This is a genomic window from Comamonadaceae bacterium M7527 (assembly GCA_021044545.1).
Lineage (GTDB): Bacteria > Pseudomonadota > Gammaproteobacteria > Burkholderiales > Burkholderiaceae_C > RS62.
In genome coordinates this window covers 1,861,982-1,884,898 of sequence record CP087990.1, presented here as the reverse complement: position 1 = coordinate 1,884,898, position 22,917 = coordinate 1,861,982, and the positions used below count along the sequence as shown (strand labels likewise).

The 22,917-nt window shown below is 55.5% G+C and carries 24 protein-coding genes; 8 read left to right on the top strand and 16 right to left on the bottom strand.

Features of this window, described 5'->3' with window-relative positions; all coding sequences use genetic code 11:
• Positions 1 to 114 precede the first annotated feature (114 nt).
• From LN050_09080 to LN050_09065, 4 genes are all read left to right on the top strand, one after another.
• On the top strand, positions 115 to 1,053 hold the full coding sequence (locus LN050_09080; protein UFS55912.1) for a branched-chain amino acid transaminase: 939 nt from the start codon (positions 115 to 117) through the stop codon (positions 1,051 to 1,053).
• Positions 1,054 to 1,084: 31 nt separating this feature from the next.
• On the top strand, positions 1,085 to 1,291 hold the full coding sequence (locus LN050_09075; protein ID UFS55911.1) for a zinc-finger domain-containing protein: 207 nt from the start codon (positions 1,085 to 1,087) through the stop codon (positions 1,289 to 1,291).
• Positions 1,275 to 2,141, top strand: coding sequence for a glycosyltransferase family 2 protein (locus LN050_09070; protein UFS55910.1), 867 nt, complete (start codon positions 1,275 to 1,277; stop codon positions 2,139 to 2,141). Before LN050_09075 ends, LN050_09070 begins: the two co-directional genes overlap by 17 nt.
• Before the next feature lie 274 nt (positions 2,142 to 2,415).
• The gene (locus tag LN050_09065) at positions 2,416 to 3,216 is read left to right on the top strand and encodes a glycosyltransferase family 25 protein (GenBank protein ID UFS55909.1); all 801 of its coding nucleotides are present in this window, start codon (positions 2,416 to 2,418) and stop codon (positions 3,214 to 3,216) included.
• Between the two features lie 111 nt (positions 3,217 to 3,327).
• Here the strand turns inward: LN050_09065 and LN050_09060 are convergent, their stop codons facing one another.
• From LN050_09060 to rfbB, 7 genes are all read right to left on the bottom strand, one after another.
• Positions 3,328 to 4,272 (bottom strand): O-antigen ligase family protein, encoded by a 945-nt coding sequence (locus tag LN050_09060; GenBank protein UFS55908.1) that lies wholly within the window; start codon positions 4,270 to 4,272, stop codon positions 3,328 to 3,330.
• A gap of 416 nt (positions 4,273 to 4,688) precedes the next feature.
• The gene (locus tag LN050_09055) at positions 4,689 to 5,708 is read right to left on the bottom strand and encodes a glycosyltransferase (protein ID UFS55907.1); all 1,020 of its coding nucleotides are present in this window, start codon (positions 5,706 to 5,708) and stop codon (positions 4,689 to 4,691) included.
• 85 nt (positions 5,709 to 5,793) lie between these two features.
• Positions 5,794 to 6,486: a hypothetical protein gene (locus LN050_09050; GenBank protein UFS55906.1), complete on the bottom strand. Its 693-nt coding sequence runs from the start codon at positions 6,484 to 6,486 to the stop codon at positions 5,794 to 5,796.
• A complete protein-coding gene (rfbC, locus tag LN050_09045) occupies positions 6,483 to 7,040 on the bottom strand; it encodes a dTDP-4-dehydrorhamnose 3,5-epimerase (GenBank protein UFS55905.1) in 558 nt (185 codons plus the stop codon). Before rfbC ends, LN050_09050 begins: the two co-directional genes overlap by 4 nt.
• Positions 7,041 to 7,044: 4 nt before the next feature.
• Positions 7,045 to 7,923 carry a glucose-1-phosphate thymidylyltransferase RfbA gene (rfbA, locus tag LN050_09040; GenBank protein UFS55904.1) on the bottom strand — a complete coding sequence of 293 codons (879 nt, stop codon included), beginning with the start codon at positions 7,921 to 7,923 and terminating at the stop codon, positions 7,045 to 7,047.
• Positions 7,920 to 8,849 (bottom strand): dTDP-4-dehydrorhamnose reductase, encoded by a 930-nt coding sequence (rfbD, locus tag LN050_09035; GenBank protein UFS55903.1) that lies wholly within the window; start codon positions 8,847 to 8,849, stop codon positions 7,920 to 7,922. Before rfbD ends, rfbA begins: the two co-directional genes overlap by 4 nt.
• Entirely contained in the window at positions 8,846 to 9,916 is a 1,071-nt protein-coding gene (gene rfbB, locus LN050_09030) for a dTDP-glucose 4,6-dehydratase (protein ID UFS55902.1), read from the bottom strand. The genes rfbD and rfbB overlap by 4 nt, the downstream gene beginning before the upstream one ends.
• 223 nt (positions 9,917 to 10,139) lie before the next feature.
• Between rfbB and LN050_09025 the strand changes: the two genes are divergently transcribed.
• Positions 10,140 to 10,502, top strand: a complete 363-nt coding sequence (locus tag LN050_09025; protein UFS55901.1) for a MarR family winged helix-turn-helix transcriptional regulator — start codon at positions 10,140 to 10,142, stop codon at positions 10,500 to 10,502.
• A gap of 74 nt (positions 10,503 to 10,576) precedes the next feature.
• A complete protein-coding gene (locus LN050_09020) occupies positions 10,577 to 11,272 on the top strand; it encodes a hypothetical protein (protein ID UFS55900.1) in 696 nt (231 codons plus the stop codon).
• Between the two features lie 242 nt (positions 11,273 to 11,514).
• On the opposite strand, the gene LN050_09015 is transcribed toward LN050_09020, so the two are convergent.
• From LN050_09015 to xth, 6 genes are all read right to left on the bottom strand, one after another.
• Positions 11,515 to 12,906: an ATP-binding protein gene (locus LN050_09015; protein ID UFS55899.1), complete on the bottom strand. Its 1,392-nt coding sequence runs from the start codon at positions 12,904 to 12,906 to the stop codon at positions 11,515 to 11,517.
• Between the two features lies 1 nt (position 12,907).
• Positions 12,908 to 13,618: a response regulator transcription factor gene (locus LN050_09010; protein ID UFS55898.1), complete on the bottom strand. Its 711-nt coding sequence runs from the start codon at positions 13,616 to 13,618 to the stop codon at positions 12,908 to 12,910.
• Between the two features lie 83 nt (positions 13,619 to 13,701).
• On the bottom strand, positions 13,702 to 15,273 hold the full coding sequence (locus tag LN050_09005) for an MFS transporter (GenBank protein UFS55897.1): 1,572 nt from the start codon (positions 15,271 to 15,273) through the stop codon (positions 13,702 to 13,704).
• A 1-nt stretch (position 15,274) separates the two neighbouring features.
• Positions 15,275 to 15,913 (bottom strand): MBL fold metallo-hydrolase, encoded by a 639-nt coding sequence (locus LN050_09000; GenBank protein UFS55896.1) that lies wholly within the window; start codon positions 15,911 to 15,913, stop codon positions 15,275 to 15,277.
• Between the two features lie 22 nt (positions 15,914 to 15,935).
• A complete protein-coding gene (locus tag LN050_08995; GenBank protein UFS55895.1) occupies positions 15,936 to 16,703 on the bottom strand; it encodes an energy transducer TonB in 768 nt (255 codons plus the stop codon).
• Positions 16,700 to 17,488, bottom strand: a complete 789-nt coding sequence (gene xth, locus LN050_08990) for an exodeoxyribonuclease III (protein ID UFS57378.1) — start codon at positions 17,486 to 17,488, stop codon at positions 16,700 to 16,702. The genes LN050_08995 and xth overlap by 4 nt, the downstream gene beginning before the upstream one ends.
• A 10-nt stretch (positions 17,489 to 17,498) precedes the next feature.
• Here xth and pyrE point away from each other — a divergent pair, with 10 nt between their 5' ends.
• Positions 17,499 to 18,212 carry an orotate phosphoribosyltransferase gene (pyrE, locus tag LN050_08985; GenBank protein ID UFS55894.1) on the top strand — a complete coding sequence of 238 codons (714 nt, stop codon included), beginning with the start codon at positions 17,499 to 17,501 and terminating at the stop codon, positions 18,210 to 18,212.
• An 89-nt stretch (positions 18,213 to 18,301) separates the two neighbouring features.
• Here the strand turns inward: pyrE and gatB are convergent, their stop codons facing one another.
• The 3 genes from gatB to gatC are packed head-to-tail and all read right to left on the bottom strand — an operon-like array spanning position 18,302 to position 21,596.
• A complete protein-coding gene (gene gatB, locus LN050_08980) occupies positions 18,302 to 19,768 on the bottom strand; it encodes an Asp-tRNA(Asn)/Glu-tRNA(Gln) amidotransferase subunit GatB (protein ID UFS55893.1) in 1,467 nt (488 codons plus the stop codon).
• Positions 19,765 to 21,273, bottom strand: a complete 1,509-nt coding sequence (gatA, locus tag LN050_08975; protein UFS55892.1) for an Asp-tRNA(Asn)/Glu-tRNA(Gln) amidotransferase subunit GatA — start codon at positions 21,271 to 21,273, stop codon at positions 19,765 to 19,767. Before gatA ends, gatB begins: the two co-directional genes overlap by 4 nt.
• A gap of 11 nt (positions 21,274 to 21,284) precedes the next feature.
• Positions 21,285 to 21,596, bottom strand: coding sequence for an Asp-tRNA(Asn)/Glu-tRNA(Gln) amidotransferase subunit GatC (gene gatC, locus LN050_08970; GenBank protein UFS55891.1), 312 nt, complete (start codon positions 21,594 to 21,596; stop codon positions 21,285 to 21,287).
• A 265-nt stretch (positions 21,597 to 21,861) separates the two neighbouring features.
• On the opposite strand from gatC, the gene LN050_08965 reads away from it, so the two are divergent.
• Entirely contained in the window at positions 21,862 to 22,905 is a 1,044-nt protein-coding gene (locus LN050_08965; GenBank protein UFS55890.1) for a rod shape-determining protein, read from the top strand.
• Positions 22,906 to 22,917: the final 12 nt, after the last annotated feature.

Sequence of the window (22,917 nt, the reverse complement as noted above, 5' to 3'; positions counted from 1 at the left end):
GCGGGCGAGACGGTTTAGCCCGCTAAAATCTGGCATCATTTGAGACGCGCCAAGCACAGCGCGCTGGCCACTACAACCTAATAATTTTTGCGCTGAACGCGCTCAAGGACTGCTATGACTGCTATGCCTCCATCAATGGAAGACCGCGACGGAAAAATTTGGATGGACGGCACCATGGTGGACTGGCGCGACGCCAAAATCCACGTGCTGACACACACACTGCACTATGGTTGCGGTGCGTTTGAGGGCGTGCGTGCTTACCAGACCGACAAGGGCACGGCCATCTTCCGCTTGCAAGAGCACACCGAGCGCTTGTTCAACAGCGCCAAAATCCTGCGCATGAAAATTCCTTTTACGCATGACGACATCAACAAGGCCCAGCTTGATGTGGTGCGTGAAAACAAGCTAGACAGTGCCTACATTCGCCCATTGACCTGGATTGGCTCTCAGCGCCTGGGCGTGTCCCCCAAGGGCAACACCATCCACCTGATGGTGGCCGCTTGGAACTGGGGCGCTTACCTGGGCGAAGAAGGTTTGAAGCGCGGCATTCGCGTCAAAACCAGCAGCTACACACGCCACCATGTCAACATCACCATGACGCAGGCCAAGGCGGTGAGCAATTACACCAACAGCATTTTGGCCAACATGGAAGCCACGGACGACGGCTACGACGAAGCCTTGCTGCTGGACGCCAGTGGCTTTGTGTCAGAAGGCGCAGGCGAAAACTTATTTGTGGTCAAGGGCGGTGTGATCTACACACCCGACCTGTCTGCAGGTGCACTAAACGGCATTACACGCAACACCGTGTTCCACATTGCCAAAGACCTGGGCCTTGAGATTGTGCAAAAGCGCATCACCCGCGACGAGGTCTATATTGCAGACGAAGCCTTCTTTACAGGCACAGCCGCCGAGGTCACGCCCGTGCGCGAACTAGACCGCATTGAGATTGGCTCTGGCAGTCGTGGCCCCATCACCGAGAAAGTACAAACTGCTTTCTTTGACATCGTAAATGGCCGCAACCCCAAGTACGCCCACTGGCTCACTTTGGTGTAAACCAAGCATGACCCAACCAAGAGAGTGATCCATGTCTAAACAAACCGTAGAGCTAGGTGCCGCCGACCTCAACCAACACGGCGGCGTGTACTGCCCCAATCCAGCCGCCCATATGGATGTGTGGAACACACACCCCAAGGTCTACCTTGACGTTGCCAAAACGGGAAGCGCCAAGTGCCCCTACTGTGGCACCGAATACGCACTGCGCGCGGGCGAGCAGCTTGCACACGGACACTGAGGCATTGGCGCAAGTCACGGTCATTACCGTGACGTACAACAGCGCGCACTGCTTGCCTGCGCTGGCCACCACGCTGGCCCATCTGCCCCACGTTATCGTGGTGGACAACGCCAGCGCCGATGACACCGTGCCAACCGCCAAACAGTTGCTAGCCAACGCCACCGTATTGGCCAGTGACACCAACCTTGGTTTTGGCCGCGCCAACAACTGGGGGCTTGAGCGAGTAACAACACCCTACGCCTTGCTGCTAAACCCGGACTGCGAACCAAGCCTGGAGGCCATAGCCCAATTAGTAGCAGCCGCCAAGCGTTGGCCAGATGCAGCCATGCTGGCACCGCAAATTCAAACACCAAGCGGCAAAGCCGAACTCAACTACCGGTGGCCCAGCACCTACTGGCCAAGCGCTGGCCCCGGTGCCAGCGGCGACTGCTGCGTGGGCTTTGTATGCGGCGCAGCCATTTTGCTGAACATGGCCAACATGCAAGCCGTTGGAGGCTTTGACCCCAACTTCTTTCTTTACTACGAGGACGACGACTTGTGCTGCCGCACCTTTGCTGCACACAAACCCATGATGCTGATACCCAGCGTCACAGTCACACACCGCTCACGCGGCTCGGTTGGCGGCAAAACGCCACTGGCAGCAGAGTACACACGCGGCTACTACCACGCCCAATCCAAAATACGCTTCACAGCCAAACACGTATCCATCGCACACAGCGAACAACTGCGCCGCAAAACCTTGCGCCTGGCCTACCTGTCTTTAGCCATGCGTCTGCTGTGGCCCAGCCCCAAACACATTGCGCGTAATTGGGGGCGGGTCAAGGGGTTGCAGGAGTGGCTAGCGCCATGAAAATATATCTAATCAGCCTGAATCAAATGCAAGGTGGTCCAGAGTTTTGGGGGTAGTAGCAGCGCACCAAAGCTACTGGCCTGCAATAGTCGTCGCCCGAGAAAAAGGCCCCTACTTGAATGCGTCAATACCGCCTACACGGCGCTTACGCGACAAATGACCTTAGGAACTACTTGGACATTACCGATGCGCGTGGTGCTGTCTTCGCCCAAAACAATTGCGGCATGTGGAACCATATGGTTGACGTTATGGATCGGACATGGAGAGGTTAAAAATGACGGTACCCGTCTACATAATCAGCTTGGCATCTGCCCAGCATAGGCGCGCGTTTCAAGAAATGCAAGCCCAGCGCTTAGGTTTTAAGCCTATTTGGCAAGCGGCCATAGGTCTGAAAGATTTTTCTGATGAGGAATTTCTTCAGCACGCATTTTGCTGGCAGCGCCCACTGAAAAAAACCGAGGTAGGGTGTTTTCTAAGCCACCTCGAAGTTTGGCAAAGCATTGCTCAGGGTGAAGGACCAGCAGTCGTCCTTGAAGATGATGTGATTTTGAGTGAAGACTGGTATCAAGACATCCTCACCCTAGTGCAAACGTCCTGCGCGGACTACATATGCTTGGAAACGTGGGGTAAGAAAATCCTGGGTCAATTTGAAACTGTCAACGACTTAAAGCTGCAACGTCTGCATCTCAATAGCGCAGGAGCAGCGGGTTATCTGCTTTGGCCATCTGGGGCTCGCATTTTGATTAAGCACCATAAAGAAAACGGAACTGCTTTGGCCGATGCGTTTATCAACGCGGTTCGTGACTGGCGCGCATGGCAGTTGGTTCCTGCCAACTTGGTTCAAATGAACGTCGCGAAACATTTTGGGCAACAAGCGCCCATTTCTACCGAATCACTAATTGCCCGAGAAATAGCTCTCCCCATTTACCCGAACCGCACAACTTTTTTGCGGATAAAGTTTCGCCGTGTTTTTGGTGAGTTTCGAAGGGCGCTTGGTAGGTTATCGTATCTGTTTACAGCACGAAAAGTGGTTGCTTTAAAAGCACTCATCGATATAAAAGCTAACAAGCCCTAATAACTGCTTTAATGCATTAATTTAAAATATACGCAAATCGCTGCAAGTCACTTTAATTAATAGAGTAATGGTGTTATCCATAAAAGATACTAAGCGTCTTAAGGTTAGACACTAGTTTTTCGCGGGGTAGTTTAACTGATGATAGGCCATACCCAACAAACACACCAGAGTGACCAAAAAGAAGTTCCTAAAAAAAGTAAGCTGCAGCGCGACTTCGCTCAAACCAAAAATCAGGTACATCAGACACAAACTCAAGCCCATCAGCCCAATGTTTTGAACACATGCATCGGCCTGGTGGCGCAACCGCCAGAAGTATCTTAGACTTAAGCCGTACACCGCGCCCATGGCGACCAGACCCAACAAACCTTTGGTTACCCAAATGTTCAAAAATTCGTTGTGTAGCGTGTGCAGGTGGGCGATGAAGGGGTCGTATGCGCCATTCATAGCCGAGGCTTGCAACATACTCACCATTTCGTCACGTCCAATGCCTGTCAGTGGGTTAACCATCGCGGCGCCGAGAGCAAAACGGATCAACTCTAACCGAGGACCAACCGATCCCTCCACCACGCGTCCCGTCTCAAACCAAACCACCGCACCGCGGAAAGCTTCTTCAAAGCGGCTAGCCAAGAAACTATCAGTAATCAGCAATATCAACAGTACCAACCCCAGCGCCAAAAAACTCGCCAGCCAAACCCAAATGCGTAGAAGCTCCAGTGGTCGAATACATTTGATGTAAAGTACATAAGCCAACACCGGTAACGCAAGCAAGCAGCCCTTGCTACCGCTCAATACCGCTGCGGCCACGCCAGCGAACATGCCGGTTAGCGCCCAAGCGTTGGTTAGGCTCCATGCTTTTGCTTTGTGTTGGTACCCAACCACCGATGCAGCTGCGAGGCACATGGCAATCGAGCCAAACGGGATGGGATTGTGAACGATGTACCCTGCTCGATCAGCGTTCAAAAAAACAATTTCATACCCAGCAATAGCCAAGGCAATAAAGGCGCCCGAGGATCCGCCAGACCACAAATACTGGGGATTGGTGTTGGTGTTGGCCAATGCAAAAAAAATAGGCAGCCACAACAGAGCCGCAATTGGAAGGTGGTACACCCCCCACCGCTCTTGGTGGTGAATATTCAACGTGATGAGTACCAAACCCATGCAGAGGAGAGCAATCAGAATATCGCGTTCATTAGGGAAGGCCGTGATAAAAGTAATCGAATTTTTAGAAAAAAAGAATAAACACCGAGCGTTGTCAAACTCAGTCCGATCAGCGCTGTCGATGACGTGTACAACAAGGCCATGCCAAACAGCAGGAACAGGCCTGTATTGACCAATAGGGGGGCTTTCATGATTCCCAGTATTCCCAGGCGGTGATCGTGGTTCAAAACCATATTTGTTTTGTCGCGGCGTGGTTAACTCGTCGATTGTTCCAATTGCGAATACTTTTAAACAAATTTTTCATGGCTTATTAGTTAAATTTTTCGACCCAAAAAAATGGTCAATTGGGGGTATTTTATATAAATAAAGCGAATCAATGTCCAGAGTATGCCGGGTGATTTAATGTGCTTGATAGCAATTTTTAGTGCACCTTGAATTGAAGGTGGAGATAGGTTAATCAATGCAATTACAACATTGCTTTTCTGTACATAGGCATCAATTTTCCCTGCAGTCAGATTAGCTTGTCCCATGGTGTGCAAGTCTTTTGTGATTTGTGTGTACACAGCCAGCTGCCGGCTGTATTTGCTGTGGGAGTGAGCGAGTAGTGCATGCGGATTGGGAGCCGATCGACTGGAAACACCTCCTTGGCGGTACTGCACCAACGGCTCAGACAGGGTCAAGCCTCCCCCAAGCGCGGCAGCGCGAAAGCTCAGCACTTGATCTTCGTAGTCCACCCCGCTGGCCAAAGGGCCAAACACCGTAAAGAGCTTTTTGTGAAAGGCAAACGTGGCGCCAATCACATAGGGTCTTTTCTTGCACCACGTCTGGGCGTTGGGCCATTTTTCAAGGTGTCCAGTTTTAATCAAACTCAGGGCATTTCCTTGGCTGTCGATACTCGTGGCATAGCTGGCGATGAGATTGACACGCCCCTGGCTCGCGCGCCAAGCGTCCAAGACGCGCGCCACGCGATTGGGTGCACTTAGGTCGTCGCCAGCGGCTACGACAATCAGTTCTGCGCTCGCTTCGCTGACCACTTGGTTGTAGTGCTGAGCAATGCCCAAATTGCTTGAGTTTTGTCGCACGCGAACATGGTGTGGTCCTCGGTACTTCGCTGCCAAGCTGCGCAGTTTGTCCAAGGTGGCGTCGCTGGAGCAGTCGTCGCTGAACACGATTTCAATTGGCTCGCAAACCTGGTTCAAGCAGCTCATGGCGGCAGCTTCTACCGTATCTTGTTGGTTGTAGGTCAGCAGAAACAGCGTCGCTGAACAGGGTGTGTAGGTATTTGCAGGCATAGTGGATGGGGCATAACTTGAAATTGTTACTGTCGTAGACAAGGAACTGTGACCAGTTGGCGTATTACTGGCAGAGAGACTTCATTTGCTCACGCGCAAGCGCACAGCCTCCCCTAAGAAATATAAGCTAGCTCTTGAACCAATACCTTAGGCGCTCAAGTAAATTCCGTTTTGGTGGGTTGGCAACACTGGCTCCATCGCCAATATGGCAACAAAATCCTGGCTGTAAGTAGCCCACTTTGAGACCTTTTTTTCGAAGGTGCCTAGAAATATGGCGCTCCTTTTTAAAGGAAGAAAATCCTCCCAAACCACGCCACAATTCTGCGCGCACCAAATGGGGGTTGAAGGTATACCCGTGCCACTGATCGTGCAAACCAGTCATGTCTGCGAGTCTGTTATCACCCAATCTAATCTCTAGCTTTTTCTCAAAGTCCTCATTTGTGAATTGAAAGTCACTGAGGGAGCGCAAGCACACCATTGACAAGCAGTCACTTGCGTGCAGAGCATCTATTGACGGACCTAAAAAGTTCAAATCGTGAAATTTCCAGTCATCCTCACAATGAAGAATGAACTCGGTCTTCACTCTGTCGTACATATGGTCCACAGCGCGATGGTGTCCAACATGCTCACTCAAACTCAATAGCTCACCCTTTGGGCAATAGGCACGAAACACCTCATTTGTTGCCTCATCACCAAAATCATTGACAGCCAATACTCTGAAGTCATGTATCAGTGGCCCCATGCTTACCAGCGTCTCTCGCAGTAGTTCCGGCCTGCGTCCGATGGTCAAGCACACCGTTAGATCAAATGTCGGTTTCAACGGAATACCTCCGAATCGATTAGTAGTCCAGCCGCCTCATCCTTACCAGCCAACACAGGCCGCTGCCCCTCTTTCAACGGCCACTCAATCCCCAACGCCGGATCGCTCCACAGCAGGCTGCGCTCGAACTCGGGGTACCAATAGTCTGTGGTTTTGTACAAGAACTCTGCGCTGTCGCTGGTGACTAAAAAACCGTGTGCAAAGCCAGGCGGTATCCAGAGTTGGCGTTTGTTGTCGGCCGACAAAATGGTGCTGTAACTCTTGCCAAAGGTGGGGGATGCCTTGCGCAAGTCCACTGCCACGTCAAACACCTCACCTGCTGTTACGCGTACCAGCTTGCCCTGCGGATGCTGTATTTGGTAGTGCAAACCGCGCAGCACGCCTTTGCTGCTTTTTGAGTGGTTGTCTTGTACAAACTGCACGTCCAGGCCCGTGGTTTTGGCGAAGTCGCGCTGGTTAAAGCTCTCAAAGAAAAAGCCTCTGTCGTCGCCAAAAACCTGTGGCTCTAACAACAGCACGCCGTCTAGCGATGTGGTGGTGGTGGTGTAGGGCATGGCGTTATTTCAGTAGGTTGTTGAGATACATGCCGTAGCCGTTTTTGGCCAAGGGGGCGGCAAGTTGTGCCAAGCTGTCACTGCTGATCCAGCCTGCACGCCACGCAATTTCTTCTGGGCAGGCCACCATCAGGCCTTGGCGCTTTTGCAAGGTGGCAATAAATTGACTGGCCTCCAACAGCGAGTCATGCGTACCGGTGTCTAGCCAAGCGTAGCCGCGGCCCATGTTTTCCACATTGAGTTGCGCTTGCTTTAGGTACAACCGGTTGATGTCTGTAATTTCCAGCTCACCGCGCGAGCTGGGCTTGAGGTCGCGCGCCATGTCCAGCACTTGGTTGTCGTAAAAATAAAGACCTGTTACCGCGTAGTTGGACTTGGGCTTTAGCGGCTTTTCTTCAATAGACAAAGCCTTGCGCTGTGCATCAAACTCAACCACGCCGTAGCGCTGTGGGTCTTGTACGTGGTAGGCAAACACCGTGGCGCCAGTGTCTGAGGCGTTGGCCCGTTTGAGCTGCGGCTCAAGGTCATGACCGTAAAAAATGTTGTCGCCCAACACCAGGGCGCTAGGGCCATTGCCCACAAAATCGCGCCCAATAACAAAGGCTTGGGCCAAGCCGTCTGGCGTGGGCTGCACGGCATATTGAATGCGCATGCCCCACTGCGACCCATCGCCCAATAGTTGTTCAAATTTCGGCGTGTCTTGCGGTGTGGAAATCAGCAACACCTCGCGAATGCCGGCCAGCATCAGCGTGGTGAGCGGGTAATACACCATGGGCTTGTCGTAAATCGGCATGAGCTGCTTGGACACCGCGTGTGTCACGGGATACAGGCGTGTGCCTGAGCCGCCCGCCAAAATAATGCCTTTGCGTTGCGTGGTTGTCATAAGTCTGTCCAGCCATTTGCGGCCAGTTGGTTAAGCGTATGTTGCATGCCCTCTTGCCAGCTGGCTAGCGAATACCCCAGCTGGGCCGCTAGTTTGTCAGTGTTCAGGCATGAGTTGCTAGGACGTGCTGCGGGCGTGGGGTAGTCACTTGCAGGTATAGCTTCCATATTGGCCACATTGAGCTGCGTGGCCAGCCCCAGCTGCTGCGCGCCTGCAATAGCCGCAACGGCATAGGCATGCCAATTGGTACGGCCACTGGCGCTTAAGTGGTAGGTGCCCCACAACGGGCGGCGCATGGCTTGCTGCATCAGCGCCAGCGTGGTCTGCGCAATCAGGTGGGCGCTGGTGGGCGCGCCCCATTGGTCTGCAACGACGCGCAGCGCAGTTTTTTGCTGTGCCAGGCGCAGCATGGTCTTCAAGAAATTGCCACCATGCACACCAAACACCCAGCATGTGCGCAACAGCAAGTGGCGTGTGCAATGCGCCGCCACGCCTTGCTCGCCAGCCCACTTGCTGTGGCCGTATGTGGACTGCGGGTTTACGGTATCTGTCTCGGTATAGGCGTTGGCAGCTTGGCCATCAAACACATAGTCGGTTGAATAGTGCACCAAGGCCGCACCGACTTGCTGCGCCAGCTGGGCCAATACCGTGGGTAATGCGGCGTTGACGACATGCGCCAATGCTGGCTCCGTCTCGGCCTTGTCCACCGCTGTGTAAGCAGCCGCGTTGATTATCCAATCTGGCTTAAAGCTCAACACCAGTGCTTGCACAGCGGACAAGTCGCCAAGGTCTAACTCGTTGCGCGTGATGGTTTTGAGCGCAAACACTGGCGCATCGGGCGCGCGCAGCGCCAACTGCAAGGCGTGGCCCACTTGGCCGTTGCCACCCAACAGCAGCAGCTTGGGGCGCGCTGGGCTGGCACTCATGCTGGCGTGTCTTCGTTACTGTATTGCTGGCTCACCCAGTCGCGGTAAGCGCCACTGGTGACGTTGCTCACCCAGTCCTGGTTGGCAAGATACCAGTCAATCGTGGTGGCGATGCCCGTTTCAAAGGTTTGTGCGGGCTTCCAGCCCAGCTCATCGGCCAGCTTGCTCGCGTCTATGGCGTAGCGCCGGTCGTGGCCGGGCCTGTCGGTAACAAAGGTGATTTGGTCGGCGTAGCTGCCCGCGGCTTTAGGGCGGGCAAGGTCAAGGTGAGCGCAAATGGCGTGCACCACTTCGAGGTTGGTTTTTTCGTTCCAGCCGCCCACGTTGTAGGTTTCACCCAAGCGACCTTTGCTCAGCACGGTACGAATGGCGCTGCAATGGTCGCCCACATAAAGCCAGTCACGCACTTGCTGGCCGTCGCCATAAATGGGCAGCGGCTTGCCTGCCAAGGCGTTGTGTATCACCAGCGGGATCAGCTTTTCTGGAAAGTGATAGGGGCCGTAGTTGTTGCTGCAGTTGGTCGTGAGCACGGGCAGCCCATAGGTGTGATGCCATGCACGCACCAAGTGGTCGCTGGCAGCCTTGCTGGCAGAGTAAGGGCTGTTGGGCTCAAAGGCATGGCGCTCGGTAAACGGAGCATCCGATGGCGCCAGGCTGCCATACACCTCGTCGGTAGAGACATGCAGCATGCGAAAAGCCGCCTGCTGCTGGGCTGGCAAGCCATGCCAGTAGTTGCGTACCGACTCTAATAGATTGAACGTGCCCACAATATTGGTTTGCACAAAGTCGCCAGGACCGTGAATGGACCGGTCTACGTGGCTCTCGGCCGCAAAGTGCACCACAGCACGCGGCTGGTACCGTTGCAGCAAGTCGGCGACCAACTCACGGTCGGCAATATCGCCTCTTACAAAGTGATGGCCGCTGTGCGCAGCCAAGCTTTGCAAAGACTGCAAGTTGCCCGCGTAAGTAAGTTTGTCCAGGTTGACAACGGGCTCATCGCTTTGGCTTAGCCAGTCGAGAACAAAGTTTGCACCAATAAAGCCGGCACCGCCTGTAACTAGAATCATGTGGTGAATATACCAAGCGATGGCTTGCGCCCAGGGCAGATGGCTTTAAACGGCTATGTTGAGGCCACAAACTGGCCATACACGACGCACCATTACCTTTCAAGATTGATATGCAACCAACATATCGCATTAACAAGCAAGCGCAACTATTCGCTTTAGCCTACAATAACTTGCTACATATAGAACTTATCTCTACAAACGTTTACTTTTAAGGACGGTCGCTATGTCCCAAACCTCATCACCATTGGCAACCGCGTACCTGCGGTTCTTGCAACTTGCGAAAGCCATTGAGAGTTTGCCCAGCTTGCCTTCACTTGATGCCAACGAAAGCGCCTTGCTGGACGCCTTGGCCGTTCCGTGGTTTGCTGGTAGCCCTCTGACGGTCATGCAGGCCATGGGCTTATCGCACTTGGGCTCACCAGCCACCATGCACAGACGCATTGCGCGCTTGCGCGCCATAGGCATGATTACCACTGATGAAGATCAAAACGATACGCGCATCAAGCGTTTGGTTCTCACGCCGGCGGCAGTGGCTCACTTTGAGCAGCTTGGTCAGTCATTGCTAAGGGTTGCCGCTAAAGCCTAGCGCCACACACGCGGGGCGGCCCAGGCTGCACCTCACAAAGCCTGCCACCCATTTCTGGGTTGCAGGCTTTTTATTTGGCGCCACATTATCAGCGTCGTGGCTATCAATGGCCTTATGTGCCATTCCTATTACAATTGAGAAGAAATCGGCCATATTGCCAGTTTGTATCGATGGCGCCCCCCCCCCCCCGAGAACAACAATTGACAAAGCCCACACCACTAATGCAGCAGCTATTGTTGATAGCTTTTGCAGCGATTTCCTACGCGACACTGTTCTTTTTAAACAATTGGGTATTCGCATCACTGGAATTCACCGCTGGTGTAAATTGGCTTTACTTACCGGCCGGGCTGCGTTTGCTGATGGTGTTGGTATTCGGTCTATCCGGCGCAATTGGCATCAGCATTGCATCCGCCTCTATCTCTGTATTTGTTTACTTTTCACCAGATCCAAGCATAGGTATTGTGGCTGGCCTGATCAGCGGTTTCATGCCTTATCTGGTGCAGCAGCTGATGCAACGCTTTGCGCACCTGGACCGCAATTTAGTCAACATAAATGCCGCCACTCTGATGCAGCTGACACTGTTTTACGCGGTTGCCACCTCATTTGGACATCAAATTTGGTACGCATACCGCGGCGTTACAGAACACTTCTGGTTGGTGGTATGGCCCATGTTTGTAGGTGACTTCATGGGCACTGTGCTGGTGCTGTACACCGCACGTGTCGCTGTGAAGCTGCTGCGACGCAGTGCAGCCAGACGCGTGCCGGATTAAGCGGGCAAAAAAAACCACCCGAAGGTGGTTTGTAAATAGGCATTAAAGCCTTGTTTCCCCCTCAAATCGCTGGGCCAGTCAACCTAAAGAGGCCAACCAACTCGGCGATGTTGCCTTACATGAACTGTGACAGCAACGCCGCTATAGTAACTCTTTTTTGCTCATAAAAGTGTATTTATTTAACATTTGTTTGAAAAATGTTACTTTTTTACCACTTATCCAGTAAAAAAGTATTCATAAGGCTATACAGGCTCAGTCACAGGCCACGTTACGACGAATACCGCGCCCGACAACTCAAGCGGCGCGGCGCCGGGCTTGGCTTCGGCCTGGGTGCACACCACAAGCGCGCCATGCTCGCGCGCAATAGCCTTGACCAAAGCCAGCCCCAGGCCCACACCACCGTCGCGCTCACTGGCACCCGGCAATCGAAAGAATGGCTCAAAAATGCGCTCGCGCAGGTTTGGCGGCACGCCTGGGCCGTTGTCGCTGACAGACAGGTTCAAGCGCTTGACGTGGTCTAGCCACAGCCGTGCCTTCACTTGCACCACGTCATGGCCTTTTTCTGCGTCAAGGCTGCGGCCGTGGCGTTGCGCGTTTTCCAGCAAATTGCGTATCAGTCGTCTTAGCAAATGGGCGTGACCCACAACCTCAAGCGACGACACACCACTATCTTGCAGGTCAGGCAAGTCAGCGTGTACCCCCAAGCGCGCGCACTCCTCTACCAACAAAACCGCCAAGTCAACGTTGGTCTTGGCCTCTGTGGCCGCACCGCCATGGTCCAACCTGCTGGCCAGCAAGATCTCACCTATCAACTCGTCCAACTCTTGAATACTTTGCTCGATTTCCTGTCTGGCCATGGTGGCAACCTGGTTGCCGTCACCCGCTTGAGGCAGCAGCGCCATGCTCATGCGCATGCGTGCCAAAGGCGAGCGCAACTCATGTGAGGCATTGGCCAACAATGACTTGTGCGAGCCCACCAAGGCTTCTACGCGCTTGGCTGTGTCATTGAACTGCCTTGCCAAATAGGCCACTTCATCACCACCGTGCTCGTCTACGCGCACGCCCAAGTCACCCATGCCAAAACGCTGAACACCCGCTTGCAAACGCTCAAGCCTGCGCGTCAAACGGCGCACCACGGGGTAGGCCATGAGGGCAATCAAGGCCACCAATAAAGCTGCAACTACAGCCCAGCCTGCAGGCTGTGTCAGCATGAAAGCAATGCGGCGCGAGTCTATAAAACCTTGCTCGTCTCGCAAGCGTTTGGGGCGCGGCAACTCTAGCAACAAGGTTTGACCGCCTTGTAAATCAAGCCTGAACATGGGGCCTGTTGGCAGGCGATGCCTGGCCTCGTCATCAACAGCGCGGTCGCGCAACTGCGCGCGCAACCCTTGGCGTTCGTCGCCCACAAGCGGGCGAACCTGTCCCACTACGGCGCCATCTACGCCGCGTACCAGCAACTCATGGCCCACGCGCTGGGCGCGGTCGTTGTCCAAGTCAAACCGCCACAACAAGGCCACGGCCACCACAGCCACGCACACCAGCGCAGCTACCGTTAACCAAATACGCCAGTACAAGCGCTGGTACCAGTGCGGTGATTTTGCCTGGGTGATTGATGATGCGGTTTGCCCGGTCATGTCAGTCTTGCTGCTTGGCAAACACATAACCTACACCGCGCACCGTCACTATGCGCGTGGGCGCCTTGATGTCGGCTTCAATAGCGGCTCGTATGCGACCAATGTGCACATCAATAGAACGGTCAAATGCTTCTAACTCTTTTCCGCGCACCAACTCCATAATTTGCTCACGCGACAGCACGCGGCCAGCCCGAGTGGCCAAGGCCAGCAGCACGTCAAACTGGTAAGTGGTGAGCTCGCACACCTTGCCGCACAGCAACACTTCGCGTGCATCGGTGTCAATTTCAAGCGAGCCGAAGGTCAGTGCTTTATGTGGTGCATCACCCGCCACCAGTGTGCCGCCGCTTTGGCGGCGCAGCACGGCACGCAACCTGGCCAGCAACTCGCGCGGCTCAAAGGGTTTGGGCAAGTAGTCATCAGCGCCCAGCTCCAAGCCCACAATGCGGTCTAGCGGATCACCTTTGGCGGTGAGCATGATGATGGGCACACGTGCCGCAGCGCCGTCAAAGGCGCGTATGCGCTTGCACAGTTCCAGGCCATCGGCATCGGGCAGCATCAGGTCTAACAACACGGCATGCGGCACTTGCTGGCCCATAGCAGCCAAGCCTTGCGCACCAGTGGGTGCGATGTCGCACACAAACGCAGACTGCTCCAGGTAGGCTTTGACCATCACCGCCAAGCGCTGATCGTCTTCAATTAACAGAATGCGCATAGGCGCTAGGTTGTGGCTGTCATGCACCGAGCTTAGCGTGAAGCCACGGGTGCATGGTGTCTGACGTGTAAAGCGCAGAAATCTTACGCTTGAACGTTTAGCCGCCTACCCGCCAAGTGCACAAGCCACAACACCGGTATGCCGATAACGGCTGTAAACACAAAAAAGCCCGGGTAACCCCATACGTCGACCATGCCACCGGAGTAGCCGCCTAGGGTTTTGGGCAGCAGCGTCATCAGTGAGCTGAAGATGGCGTATTGCACAGCCGTAAACGACACGTTGGTAAGGCTGGACAAAAACGCCACGAAGGCCGCGCTGGCAAAGCCCGCAGCCAAGTTGTCGGCACTCACTACGGCGTACATCAGCGTCACGTCGTGGCCAGCCACGGCCAAGGCTACAAACGCCAGGTTGGTCAGGGCAGACAGCACAGCACCCCACATCAGTGTGCGCATAACGCCCACACGCGTGGCCACAATACCGCCCAACACGCTACCCGCAATGCCAATGAGCACGCCGTAGGTTTTGACAGCCGCAGCTATTTCTGGTTTGCTAAAGCCTAGGTCCTGGTAAAACACATTGGAGATCACGCCCAACACAATGTCAGAGATACGGTACAGCCCAATGAGACCCAACACCAGCCACGCCGTGCTCATGCCATAGCGCTCAAAGAAGTCTTTGATGGGTGCCAGCCACGTACGCCTGGCCAAAGACAGCGGCGCCAAACCCGCTTTCACCAAGGCACCGCCTACGGCCACAGCGCCTGCCAGCGACAGCATCAAGCGCACACTCTCTAGCAAAAAGGTCAGCAAAGGGCCGGCAGACCATGTGGCTTTTAAGCCGTTTCCGACGTGACCCAAAAGACCGAACAAGGCGACAAACACCGCCACGCCCGCCACAAACACGGCCAACATACGCAGGTTTTCTGTGCCGGTTAAGGCACTGCTGTCACCAGCCTGTGAGCGCTCAAGCACCGGCTCTTTGATCACCAGGGTGGTGAGCACGCCCACCAACATGGTTGCCGCCATCAGCCAATACGTGGTTTGCCACGCGTTGTAGCTGTAGACCTCTTTGGTAGAGCCCAAAAAATCAGCCAGATAAAGCGCGCCCGCGCCCGCTACCACCATGCCTATGCGGTAGCCTGCAATATAGGTGGACGACATCATGGCTTGCAAATCAACCGGCGCAGACTCAATGCGGTAAGCGTCAATCACGATGTCTTGCGTGGCGGACGAAAAGCCCAGCATCACCGCGCCTACGGCCATCAGCGTGAGTGCTTGCGGCGCAGACGCTGGGTCTACGCTGGCCATAAGGCCAATGGCAGCAATGACCAAGACTTGCGACACCAGCAACCAGGCGCGACGCCTGCCCATCAGCCTTGTGAGCATAGGCACTGGCAACTGGTCAATAAGTGGTGCCCAAATAAACTTGAACGAGTAGCCCAATGCGGCCCAGCTGAAAAACGTCACCGCCTGACGCTCAACGCCCGCTTCACGCAGCCACAACGACAGCGACGAGAAAATCAGCAATATAGGGACACCCGCTGAAAACCCCAAAAACAGCATGGTGACCACGCGCGGGTGCAGCAATGTGGACAAGCCGTCTGCCCAAGTGGTGGTGTTTGTTGCGTCGCCTGGTGCGGTGGTTTGCTGGTTCATATCAGGTGCCGCCTACGTAGGGGTTGCTTTGGCGCTCCCGGCCAAAAGAACTTTCTGGGCCATGACCCGGAATAAAAACCGTGTCATCGCCCATGGGCCACAAGCGCTCGGTAATGCTGCTGATCAGCGTAGCGTGGTCGCCTTGCGGGAAGTCGGTGCGGCCAATACTGCCAGCAAACAACACATCACCAACAAATGCGCGTTTGATATCCGGCGAGTAAAACACCACATGGCCGGGTGTGTGGCCAGGGCAGTGACGCACTTGCAAGGTGTGCTCACCCAGCGTGACGGTATCGTTGTCTGTCAACCAGCGCGTAGGCGTAAACAAGCCGGCGGGCGCAAAATTAAACATGCGGCTTTGCTCGGGCAAACCATCTATCCAAAACTGGTCACCCTCGTGCGGGCCAATAATGGGCAAGTCAAGCTGCTGCGACAGTTCTGCCGTACCGCCTGCATGGTCTATGTGCGCGTGCGTCAGCCAGATAGCCTTTAGATGAATGGCCAGCGCCTGCACCTCGGCCAGCAACAGGGGCAAATCCCCACCCGGGTCAATCACCGCTGCGTCCATGGTTTGGTCGCACCATACCAGCGAGCAGTTTTGGGCGAACGGTGTAACGGGTATGGTTTTGTAATGCAACATGCCCGTAATGATAAGCCTGCCGCTAGTTCAGCTCAAACCGAACAGGCACTTCAAACCAGACCGTTTGCGGCTGGCCGTCGCGCTGGCCTGGCACAAAACGCCATCCTGACACTGCTTGCTGCGCAGCGCGGTCCAAGCGCTCAAAGCCGCTGGACTGCTGCAGCAAAGCAGCCAACGGCTGGCCAGCAGCGCTGACATGCACGCGCAACACCACAGTGCCTTGCTCCCCCAGGCGCTTACTCAGTGCAGGGTAGTCAGGCGGTGGGCTATAGGCTTGCAGCACGCTTGGCAGGCTGTTGGTAGCAGCTTGTTTCACGACAGTCGGCGTGTTTTCATCCAGTGCAACAGGCGTAGCCGTTTGCATCGCAGCGTCGCTCTTGACGTTTGCGTCTACCGCTTCAGACGCTGTGGCATCACGCGAACGAGTGGGCTCAAACTGAACCTGTGGCTGCTGTGCCAAGGCAACATCAACGACAGGTGGCGTCGGTATGGATGTTGGTGTTGGCTGGGGTTTTGTCAGCGTTGCGGGCCTTGCCACTGCCTGGGCCTTTGACTGCGCAGGCACAGGCGCTTGCACGCCAGCATCCAACCACATCAACCGCTGGGCGTCAAAAGCGTTTGCTGGTTCACTTGCCGCTGCGCCCTTATTGCCAACGGCTGGCATGGGCACCTGCACCAACCACCACACCAGCCCTGCAGCACAGACGTGCAACGCGAACGCTGCCGCCCAAGGCCACCAAGGCGTGCGTGACACTGCATGCACGGGGGCATAGGGCGCATCCAAGTTCATAGCGCGAAGTTGTAACCAATCGTCAATGGTGCGTGGTCAGAAAAGCGTTGGTCTTTGTATACCGCGGCCGTTGTGGCGGTGGCAGCAGTGGCGGGCGTGGCCAAATGGTAGTCCAAGCGCCAACCCACGTTGTTGGCCCAGGCTTGGCCGCGGTTGCTCCACCAGGTGTAGGCCTCATCAGTCGCTGTGGGCTCTAGCTGGCGGTACACGTCCACCACGCCAGTGGCCAAAAACTGTGTCATCCACTCGCGCTCTTCAGGCGTAAAGCCAGAGTTTTTTTGGTTGCTGCGCCAGTTTTTGAGGTCAATGTTTTGGTGGGCAATATTCAAGTCGCCGCATAAGATGTACTCGCGGCTGGTGCGCAACCCTTCAAGATAAGGGCCCATGGCGTCTAAAAACCTGAACTTTGCACCTTGGCGAATGTCACCTGACGAGCCGCTGGGAAAGTAGCTACTGATGATGCTGCGCTTGGTTTTGAGTGTGTCAAAACGCAACTCTATGTAACGCCCCTCAGCATCAAACTCAGCGTTGCCAAAACCGGTGATCACGTCGCTGGGTTCGTGCCTGGTGTACACCCCTACGCCCGAGTAGCCCTTTTTTTCTGCGCAATGAAAGCGCCCAGGCAAGCCGGCAATCACGTCCAGCACGCCCACCATGTCCGGCTCTTGGGCCTTGAGCTCTTGCACACACATACAATCAGGGGCGGTTTGCTCAACCCATTCGGCCAAGCCTTTGCGTGCGGCTGATCTGATGCCGTTGAGGTTGAGCGACGTGAGTTTGAACAAGGATTGGGTCATGGTTACTACACAACAAACCACCAGCGGCCACGCTGATGCGCTGGCATTGGAATTTGTCGCTTTTTCGGTTGACGCAGGCGTGCTGCGCTTGGGTGAATTCAAAACAAAAGCTGGGCGCTTAAGCCCCTACTTTTTTAACGCGGGCCTGTTTGACGACGGCGCCAAGCTGTGCCGCTTGGCTCAATTTTATGCACAGCGCATTGTGGCCAGCGGCATCGCCTTTGACATGCTGTTTGGCCCGGCTTACAAAGGCATCCCATTGGTCACAGCGGTGGGCATAGAACTGGCCCGCATGGGCCACAATTTTCCCATAGCCTACAACCGCAAAGAAGCCAAGGACCACGGCGAAGGCGGTAGTTTGGTGGGCGCGCCACTCAAAGGCCGGGTACTCATTGTTGATGATGTCATGAGCGCCGGCACCGCCGCGCGCGAATCCATTGCGCTGATCAACGCCGCAGGCGCGAGCGCTTGCGGCGTAGCCATTGCACTGGACCGCCAAGAAATGGCCACTGAAGTGGTAGGCGGCCATGTGCGCGACACGCCGCACAGCGCAGTGCAATATGTACGCAACACGCTGGGGCTGCAAGTGTGTGCCATTGCCACGTTGGCCGACTTGCTGGCCTACTTGGCGGCGCAAAGCAACGCGGGCGAGCTACACGACTACCTGCCCAAGGTACGCGCCTACCGGGATCAATATGGGGTTGAAATCTGACAGGCTGTTGTCACAGGGCACAGGCAACCAACCACAGCCAAGCACTCACCCTATGGGCAGGCCATAGGGTGACATGCGTTGGCGGGCACTCAGTTCAGCGCCGCCTTTAGCAAATCGTTGACTTGCGCTGGATTGGCCTTGCCTTTGCTGGCTTTCATCACTTGACCCACCAGCGCATTAAAGGCTTTGTCCTTGCCGGCGCGGTATTGCGCGACATTGTCAGCGTTGGCAGCGATAACGTCGGCAACAATGGCCTCCAGCGCGCCGGCGTCGTTCATTTGCTTGAGGCCTTTGGCTTCGATCAACGCGTCCACGCTACTGCCTTCTCCGCGCCACAAGGCATCAAACACTTGACGCGCGGCATTGTTGGAAATGGTCTGGTCTTGAATGCGTGCAATGAGTGCTGCCAGCAGCTCAGCCTGCACAGGCGCCTGGCTGATCACCATATCGTCAGCATTTAGGCGCTTGGACAACTCGCCCATCATCCAGTTGGCCACCAGCTTGGGCTGGGCGCAAGCTGCTGTGGCGGCTTCAAAGTAAGCGGCAGTGGCTTGGCTGGCGGTGAGCATATCGGCGTCATACGCGGACAGACCATGCGCGTCCATCAAGCGCTTGGCCATCACGCGTGGCAGCTCTGGCATTTGAGCCTCCACACTGGCGACCCATTCGCGCGAAATCACCAGCGGTGGCAAGTCTGGGTCCGGGAAGTAGCGGTAATCGGCCGCGTCTTCCTTGGTACGCATGGCGCGTGTCTCGCCCGTATCGGGGTCGAACAACACAGTGGCTTGCTGTATGGCTCGCCCCTCTTCAATTTCTTCAATCTGCCAGCGAATTTCAAAGTCAATGGCTTGCTGCATAAAGCGAAAGCTGTTGAGGTTTTTGATTTCGCGGCGCGTGCCCAACGCACCACCTGGTTTGCGCACAGACACGTTGGCGTCACAGCGAAAGCTGCCCTCTTGCATGTTGCCGTCGCAAATGCCAATCCAGGTCACGATCTTGTGCAGCTCTTTGGCGTAAGCCACGGCCTCAGCGGTAGAGCGCATGTCGGGCTCGGTCACAATTTCTAGCAGGGGTGTGCCGGCGCGATTGAGGTCAATACCACTTTGCCCAACAAAATCCTCGTGCAGTGATTTACCCGCATCCTCTTCCAGGTGGGCACGGACCAGGCGTACGGTTTTGGGCTCGCCGTCCAACAAAAAGCTCACCTCACCGCCTTGCACCACGGGTATTTCAAACTGGCTGATTTGATAGCCTTTGGGCAGGTCCGGGTAAAAGTAGTTTTTGCGGGCAAACACGCTTTTGTCGGCCACGTAAGCGCCCACAGCCAAACCAAGCTTGATGGCGCGCTCAACCGCGCCCTTGTTCATTACAGGCAAGGTGCCTGGCAAGGCCATATCCACCACACTGGCCTGTGTGTTGGCCTCGGCGCCAAACGCCACACTGGAGCGGCTGAAAATTTTGGACCTGGTAGACAGTTGTGCATGGGTTTCAAACCCAATCACAACCTCGTAGCCATTGACCAGCAACGATTGTTGGGATGTAGCGGCGGCGCTCATGCGTCGGCTCCTTTGGTGTTTAGGCTGGGGCGGCGTTGGTGCCAGTCGGTAGCTTGTTGGTAGCTGTGCGCAGTTTGCAGCAAGGTTGTTTCAGCCAAGTAGTTACCCACCAACTGCAAACCCACAGGCATATTGCCCGCGCCAAAGCCGGCAGGCATACTCATGCCCGGCAAGCCTGCCAAGCTGGTCGACAAGGTGAAGATGTCGGCCAGGTAATTGGCTACGGGGTCATTGCTTTTTTCACCAATGCCCCAGGCCACTGTGGGGGCCACGGGCCCGGCAATCACGTCGCATTGCTTGAATGCAGCTTGAAAGTCTTGGGCAATGAGACGGCGAATTTTTTGCGCCTTCAAGTAGTAGGCGTCGTAGTAGCCGTGGCTTAGCACATAGGTACCAATGAGTATGCGGCGCTGCACTTCTGGGCCAAAACCTTCACTGCGCGACTTTTGATACATATCGGCCAGGTCGTCATAGTCTTTGGCTCGGTGGCCGTAACGCACGCCGTCAAAACGACTTAAATTGCTGGACGCCTCTGCCGGCGCAATGATGTAGTACACGGGAATAGACAACTCTGTGCGCGGCAAGCCTATATCCACCAGGGTGGCGCCCATGTCACTCAGCTGCCTGAGTGCGGCTTGCACCGCAGCATTCACGTCGGCGCTCAAACCCGCACCAAAAAACTCTGCTGGCAAACCCACGCGCAAACCCAACAAAGGCTTGTCTGCAGTAGCTCCGGCCCGTGGCTGCGCCAGCGCTGCCGTGTAGTCCACTGTTGGCACATCGAGTGAGGTGGAATCATGGTCCAGGTCAGGGCCTGCCATGTGCGTGAGCATGGCTGCGCAGTCTTCAGCGCTTTTAGCCATGGGGCCTGCCTGGTCCAGGCTGGAGGCAAATGCCACCATGCCAAAGCGCGAGCACAAGCCATAAGTGGGCTTGATGCCGGTAATGCCGCAAAAACCAGCGGGCTGGCGAATAGAGCCGCCGGTGTCCGTGCCAGTGGCTCCTGCCACCAAACCCGCAGCCACCGCAGCAGCAGAGCCACCGCTTGAGCCGCCAGGCACGCGGCTGGTATCCCAAGGATTTTTGGTGGGGCCATAGGCTGAGTTCTCGTTGCCTGAGCCCATCGCAAATTCATCGCAGTTGAGCTTGCCCAAGCTGATGGCACCCGCGTCGTTCAAGCGTTGCACCACTGTGGCGTTGAACGGGCTTTGGTAGTCGGCCAACATGCGTGAACCTGCCGTGGTGGGCGCGGCGGTGGTCACAAACACATCTTTGTGGGCCAGTGGCACGCCTAACAAGGCACTTGTATCACCTGCGGCCAAGCGGCTATCGGCATTTTTGGCGGCCGTTAGCGCCTGTTCCGGCGAGAAGTGCACAAATGCACCCAGATCTGCATGCGCCTCGCAGCGCTGGATCAGCGCTTGCGTCACCTCCACGCTAGAGACTTGTTTGCTGTGTAGTTGGCGGGCCGTTTCAGCCACGCCCCATTCATGGATAGCAGACATGGACGACTTCCTCACTCAATCACTTTGGGCACTAAAAACAAACCGCGCTCAACCGCTGGCGCACTGGCCTGGTTGGCGTCTCTGGCCTGCGCTGTGGCAGGCTCGGCCACATGATCATCACGCAAACGCAACTGGGCGGCCACGCCCATGGCGTCTGTGGGATGGGCCAGGGGTTCAACGCCTGTGGTATCCACAGCGTTCATTTGCTCAACCAGCTTAAAAAAGCCGTTCAGCTGGTCTAAGGTCTGGTTTTGGGTCTGTGGGTTGACCTCAAGTCTGGCCAGCCGGCTCAGGCGAGCCATATCTTCAATAGTGAGTGCCATAGGTTTATTGTGTAGGTTATGCCCAAGTTAGCGTCAAATCGCGTGTTTCCAGCGATCTGGCTGGCATTGATGCGGTGGCAATGGGGTATTATCCAGTCTTTGTATATGTATGCTTTTGAGCGCTTTTACGCTGCTAGCAAACAAATGCATGTCAGCTCGGTTGTCGCACACGTGCCACCAACCAGCACCCCTATTTTGCAATGTTACCGGTAGCGGCTATGCACCGCCGCTGCCAAACACCTTTGCCGCGCACCAGGACGCACACATGTTTGAAGCTTTTCGCCGCCAATTTTCATCTGACTTAGCCATTGACCTTGGCACGGCCAACACCGTTATTTACATGCGCGACAAGGGCATCATTTTGAATGAGCCGTCTGTTGTTGCCATTCGCCACGAGGGCGGGCCGCAAGGCAAAAAAACACTGCAGGCTGTTGGCCAGGAAGCCAAGTCTATGCTGGGTAAGGTGCCCGGCAACATCGAGGCCATTCGCCCCATGAAAGACGGCGTGATTGCCGACTTCACCGTGACCGAGCAAATGCTCAAGCAGTTCATCAAGATGGTGCACCCGCGCTCCATCTTCCGTCCCAGCCCACGCATCATCATTTGCGTGCCTTGCGGCTCTACACAGGTTGAGCGCCGTGCCATTCGTGAGTCTGCACTTGGCGCCGGCGCATCTGAGGTGTACCTCATTGAAGAACCAATGGCTGCTGCTTTGGGCGCAGGCTTGCCGGTGTCAGAGCCATCGGGCTCCATGGTCATTGACATTGGTGGCGGCACCACTGAAGTGGGCGTTATTTCATTGGGCGGCATGGTCTACAAAGGCAGTGTGCGCGTGGGTGGCGACCGCTTTGACGAGGCCATCATCAACTACATACGCCGCAACTACGGCATGCTCATTGGCGAGCCTACCGCTGAAGCCATTAAGAAAAACATAGGCTCAGCCTTCCCAGGCGGCGAAGTGAAAGAGATGGAAGTCAAGGGCCGCAACTTGTCAGAAGGTGTGCCACGTTCATTCATCATCTCCAGCAACGAAATTTTGGAATCGCTTACAGAGCCACTCAACAATGTGGTGTCTGCTGTTAAAAATGCGCTGGAGCAAACGCCACCCGAATTGGGTGCCGACATCGCTGAGCGCGGCATGATGCTCACTGGGGGCGGCGCATTGCTACATGACCTAGACCGCTTGCTGGCTGAAGAAACAGGCCTGCCCGTGTTGGTGGCTGAAGACCCCCTCACCTGCGTGGTACGTGGCTGTGGCCTGGCGCTTGAGCGCATGGACAGCTTGGGCACCGTGTTCTCCCACGAGTAAAGCCAACGCCTG

What these genes read in the sequence shown, in the direction of transcription:
- LN050_09080 (UFS55912.1), top strand. Translation starts at nt 115, where the DNA reads ATGACTGCTATGCCTCCATCAATGGAAGACCGCGACGGAAAAATTTGG.
- rfbA (UFS55904.1), bottom strand. Translation starts at nt 7,923, where the DNA reads ATGACAACCACGCAACGCAAAGGCATTATTTTGGCGGGCGGCTCAGGC.
- LN050_09000 (UFS55896.1), bottom strand. Translation starts at nt 15,913, where the DNA reads ATGTTGCATTACAAAACCATACCCGTTACACCGTTCGCCCAAAACTGC.
- rfbD (UFS55903.1), bottom strand. Translation starts at nt 8,849, where the DNA reads ATGAGTGCCAGCCCAGCGCGCCCCAAGCTGCTGCTGTTGGGTGGCAAC.
- LN050_09015 (UFS55899.1), bottom strand. Translation starts at nt 12,906, where the DNA reads ATGACCGGGCAAACCGCATCATCAATCACCCAGGCAAAATCACCGCAC.
- rfbB (UFS55902.1), bottom strand. Translation starts at nt 9,916, where the DNA reads ATGATTCTAGTTACAGGCGGTGCCGGCTTTATTGGTGCAAACTTTGTT.
- LN050_09065 (UFS55909.1), top strand. Translation starts at nt 2,416, where the DNA reads ATGACGGTACCCGTCTACATAATCAGCTTGGCATCTGCCCAGCATAGG.
- LN050_09005 (UFS55897.1), bottom strand. Translation starts at nt 15,273, where the DNA reads ATGAACCAGCAAACCACCGCACCAGGCGACGCAACAAACACCACCACT.
- gatA (UFS55892.1), bottom strand. Translation starts at nt 21,273, where the DNA reads ATGTCTGCTATCCATGAATGGGGCGTGGCTGAAACGGCCCGCCAACTA.
- LN050_08995 (UFS55895.1), bottom strand. Translation starts at nt 16,703, where the DNA reads ATGAACTTGGATGCGCCCTATGCCCCCGTGCATGCAGTGTCACGCACG.
- LN050_09025 (UFS55901.1), top strand. Translation starts at nt 10,140, where the DNA reads ATGTCCCAAACCTCATCACCATTGGCAACCGCGTACCTGCGGTTCTTG.
- gatC (UFS55891.1), bottom strand. Translation starts at nt 21,596, where the DNA reads ATGGCACTCACTATTGAAGATATGGCTCGCCTGAGCCGGCTGGCCAGA.
- LN050_09075 (UFS55911.1), top strand. Translation starts at nt 1,085, where the DNA reads ATGTCTAAACAAACCGTAGAGCTAGGTGCCGCCGACCTCAACCAACAC.
- rfbC (UFS55905.1), bottom strand. Translation starts at nt 7,040, where the DNA reads ATGCCCTACACCACCACCACCACATCGCTAGACGGCGTGCTGTTGTTA.
- LN050_09010 (UFS55898.1), bottom strand. Translation starts at nt 13,618, where the DNA reads ATGCGCATTCTGTTAATTGAAGACGATCAGCGCTTGGCGGTGATGGTC.
- LN050_08965 (UFS55890.1), top strand. Translation starts at nt 21,862, where the DNA reads ATGTTTGAAGCTTTTCGCCGCCAATTTTCATCTGACTTAGCCATTGAC.
- pyrE (UFS55894.1), top strand. Translation starts at nt 17,499, where the DNA reads ATGGTTACTACACAACAAACCACCAGCGGCCACGCTGATGCGCTGGCA.
- gatB (UFS55893.1), bottom strand. Translation starts at nt 19,768, where the DNA reads ATGAGCGCCGCCGCTACATCCCAACAATCGTTGCTGGTCAATGGCTAC.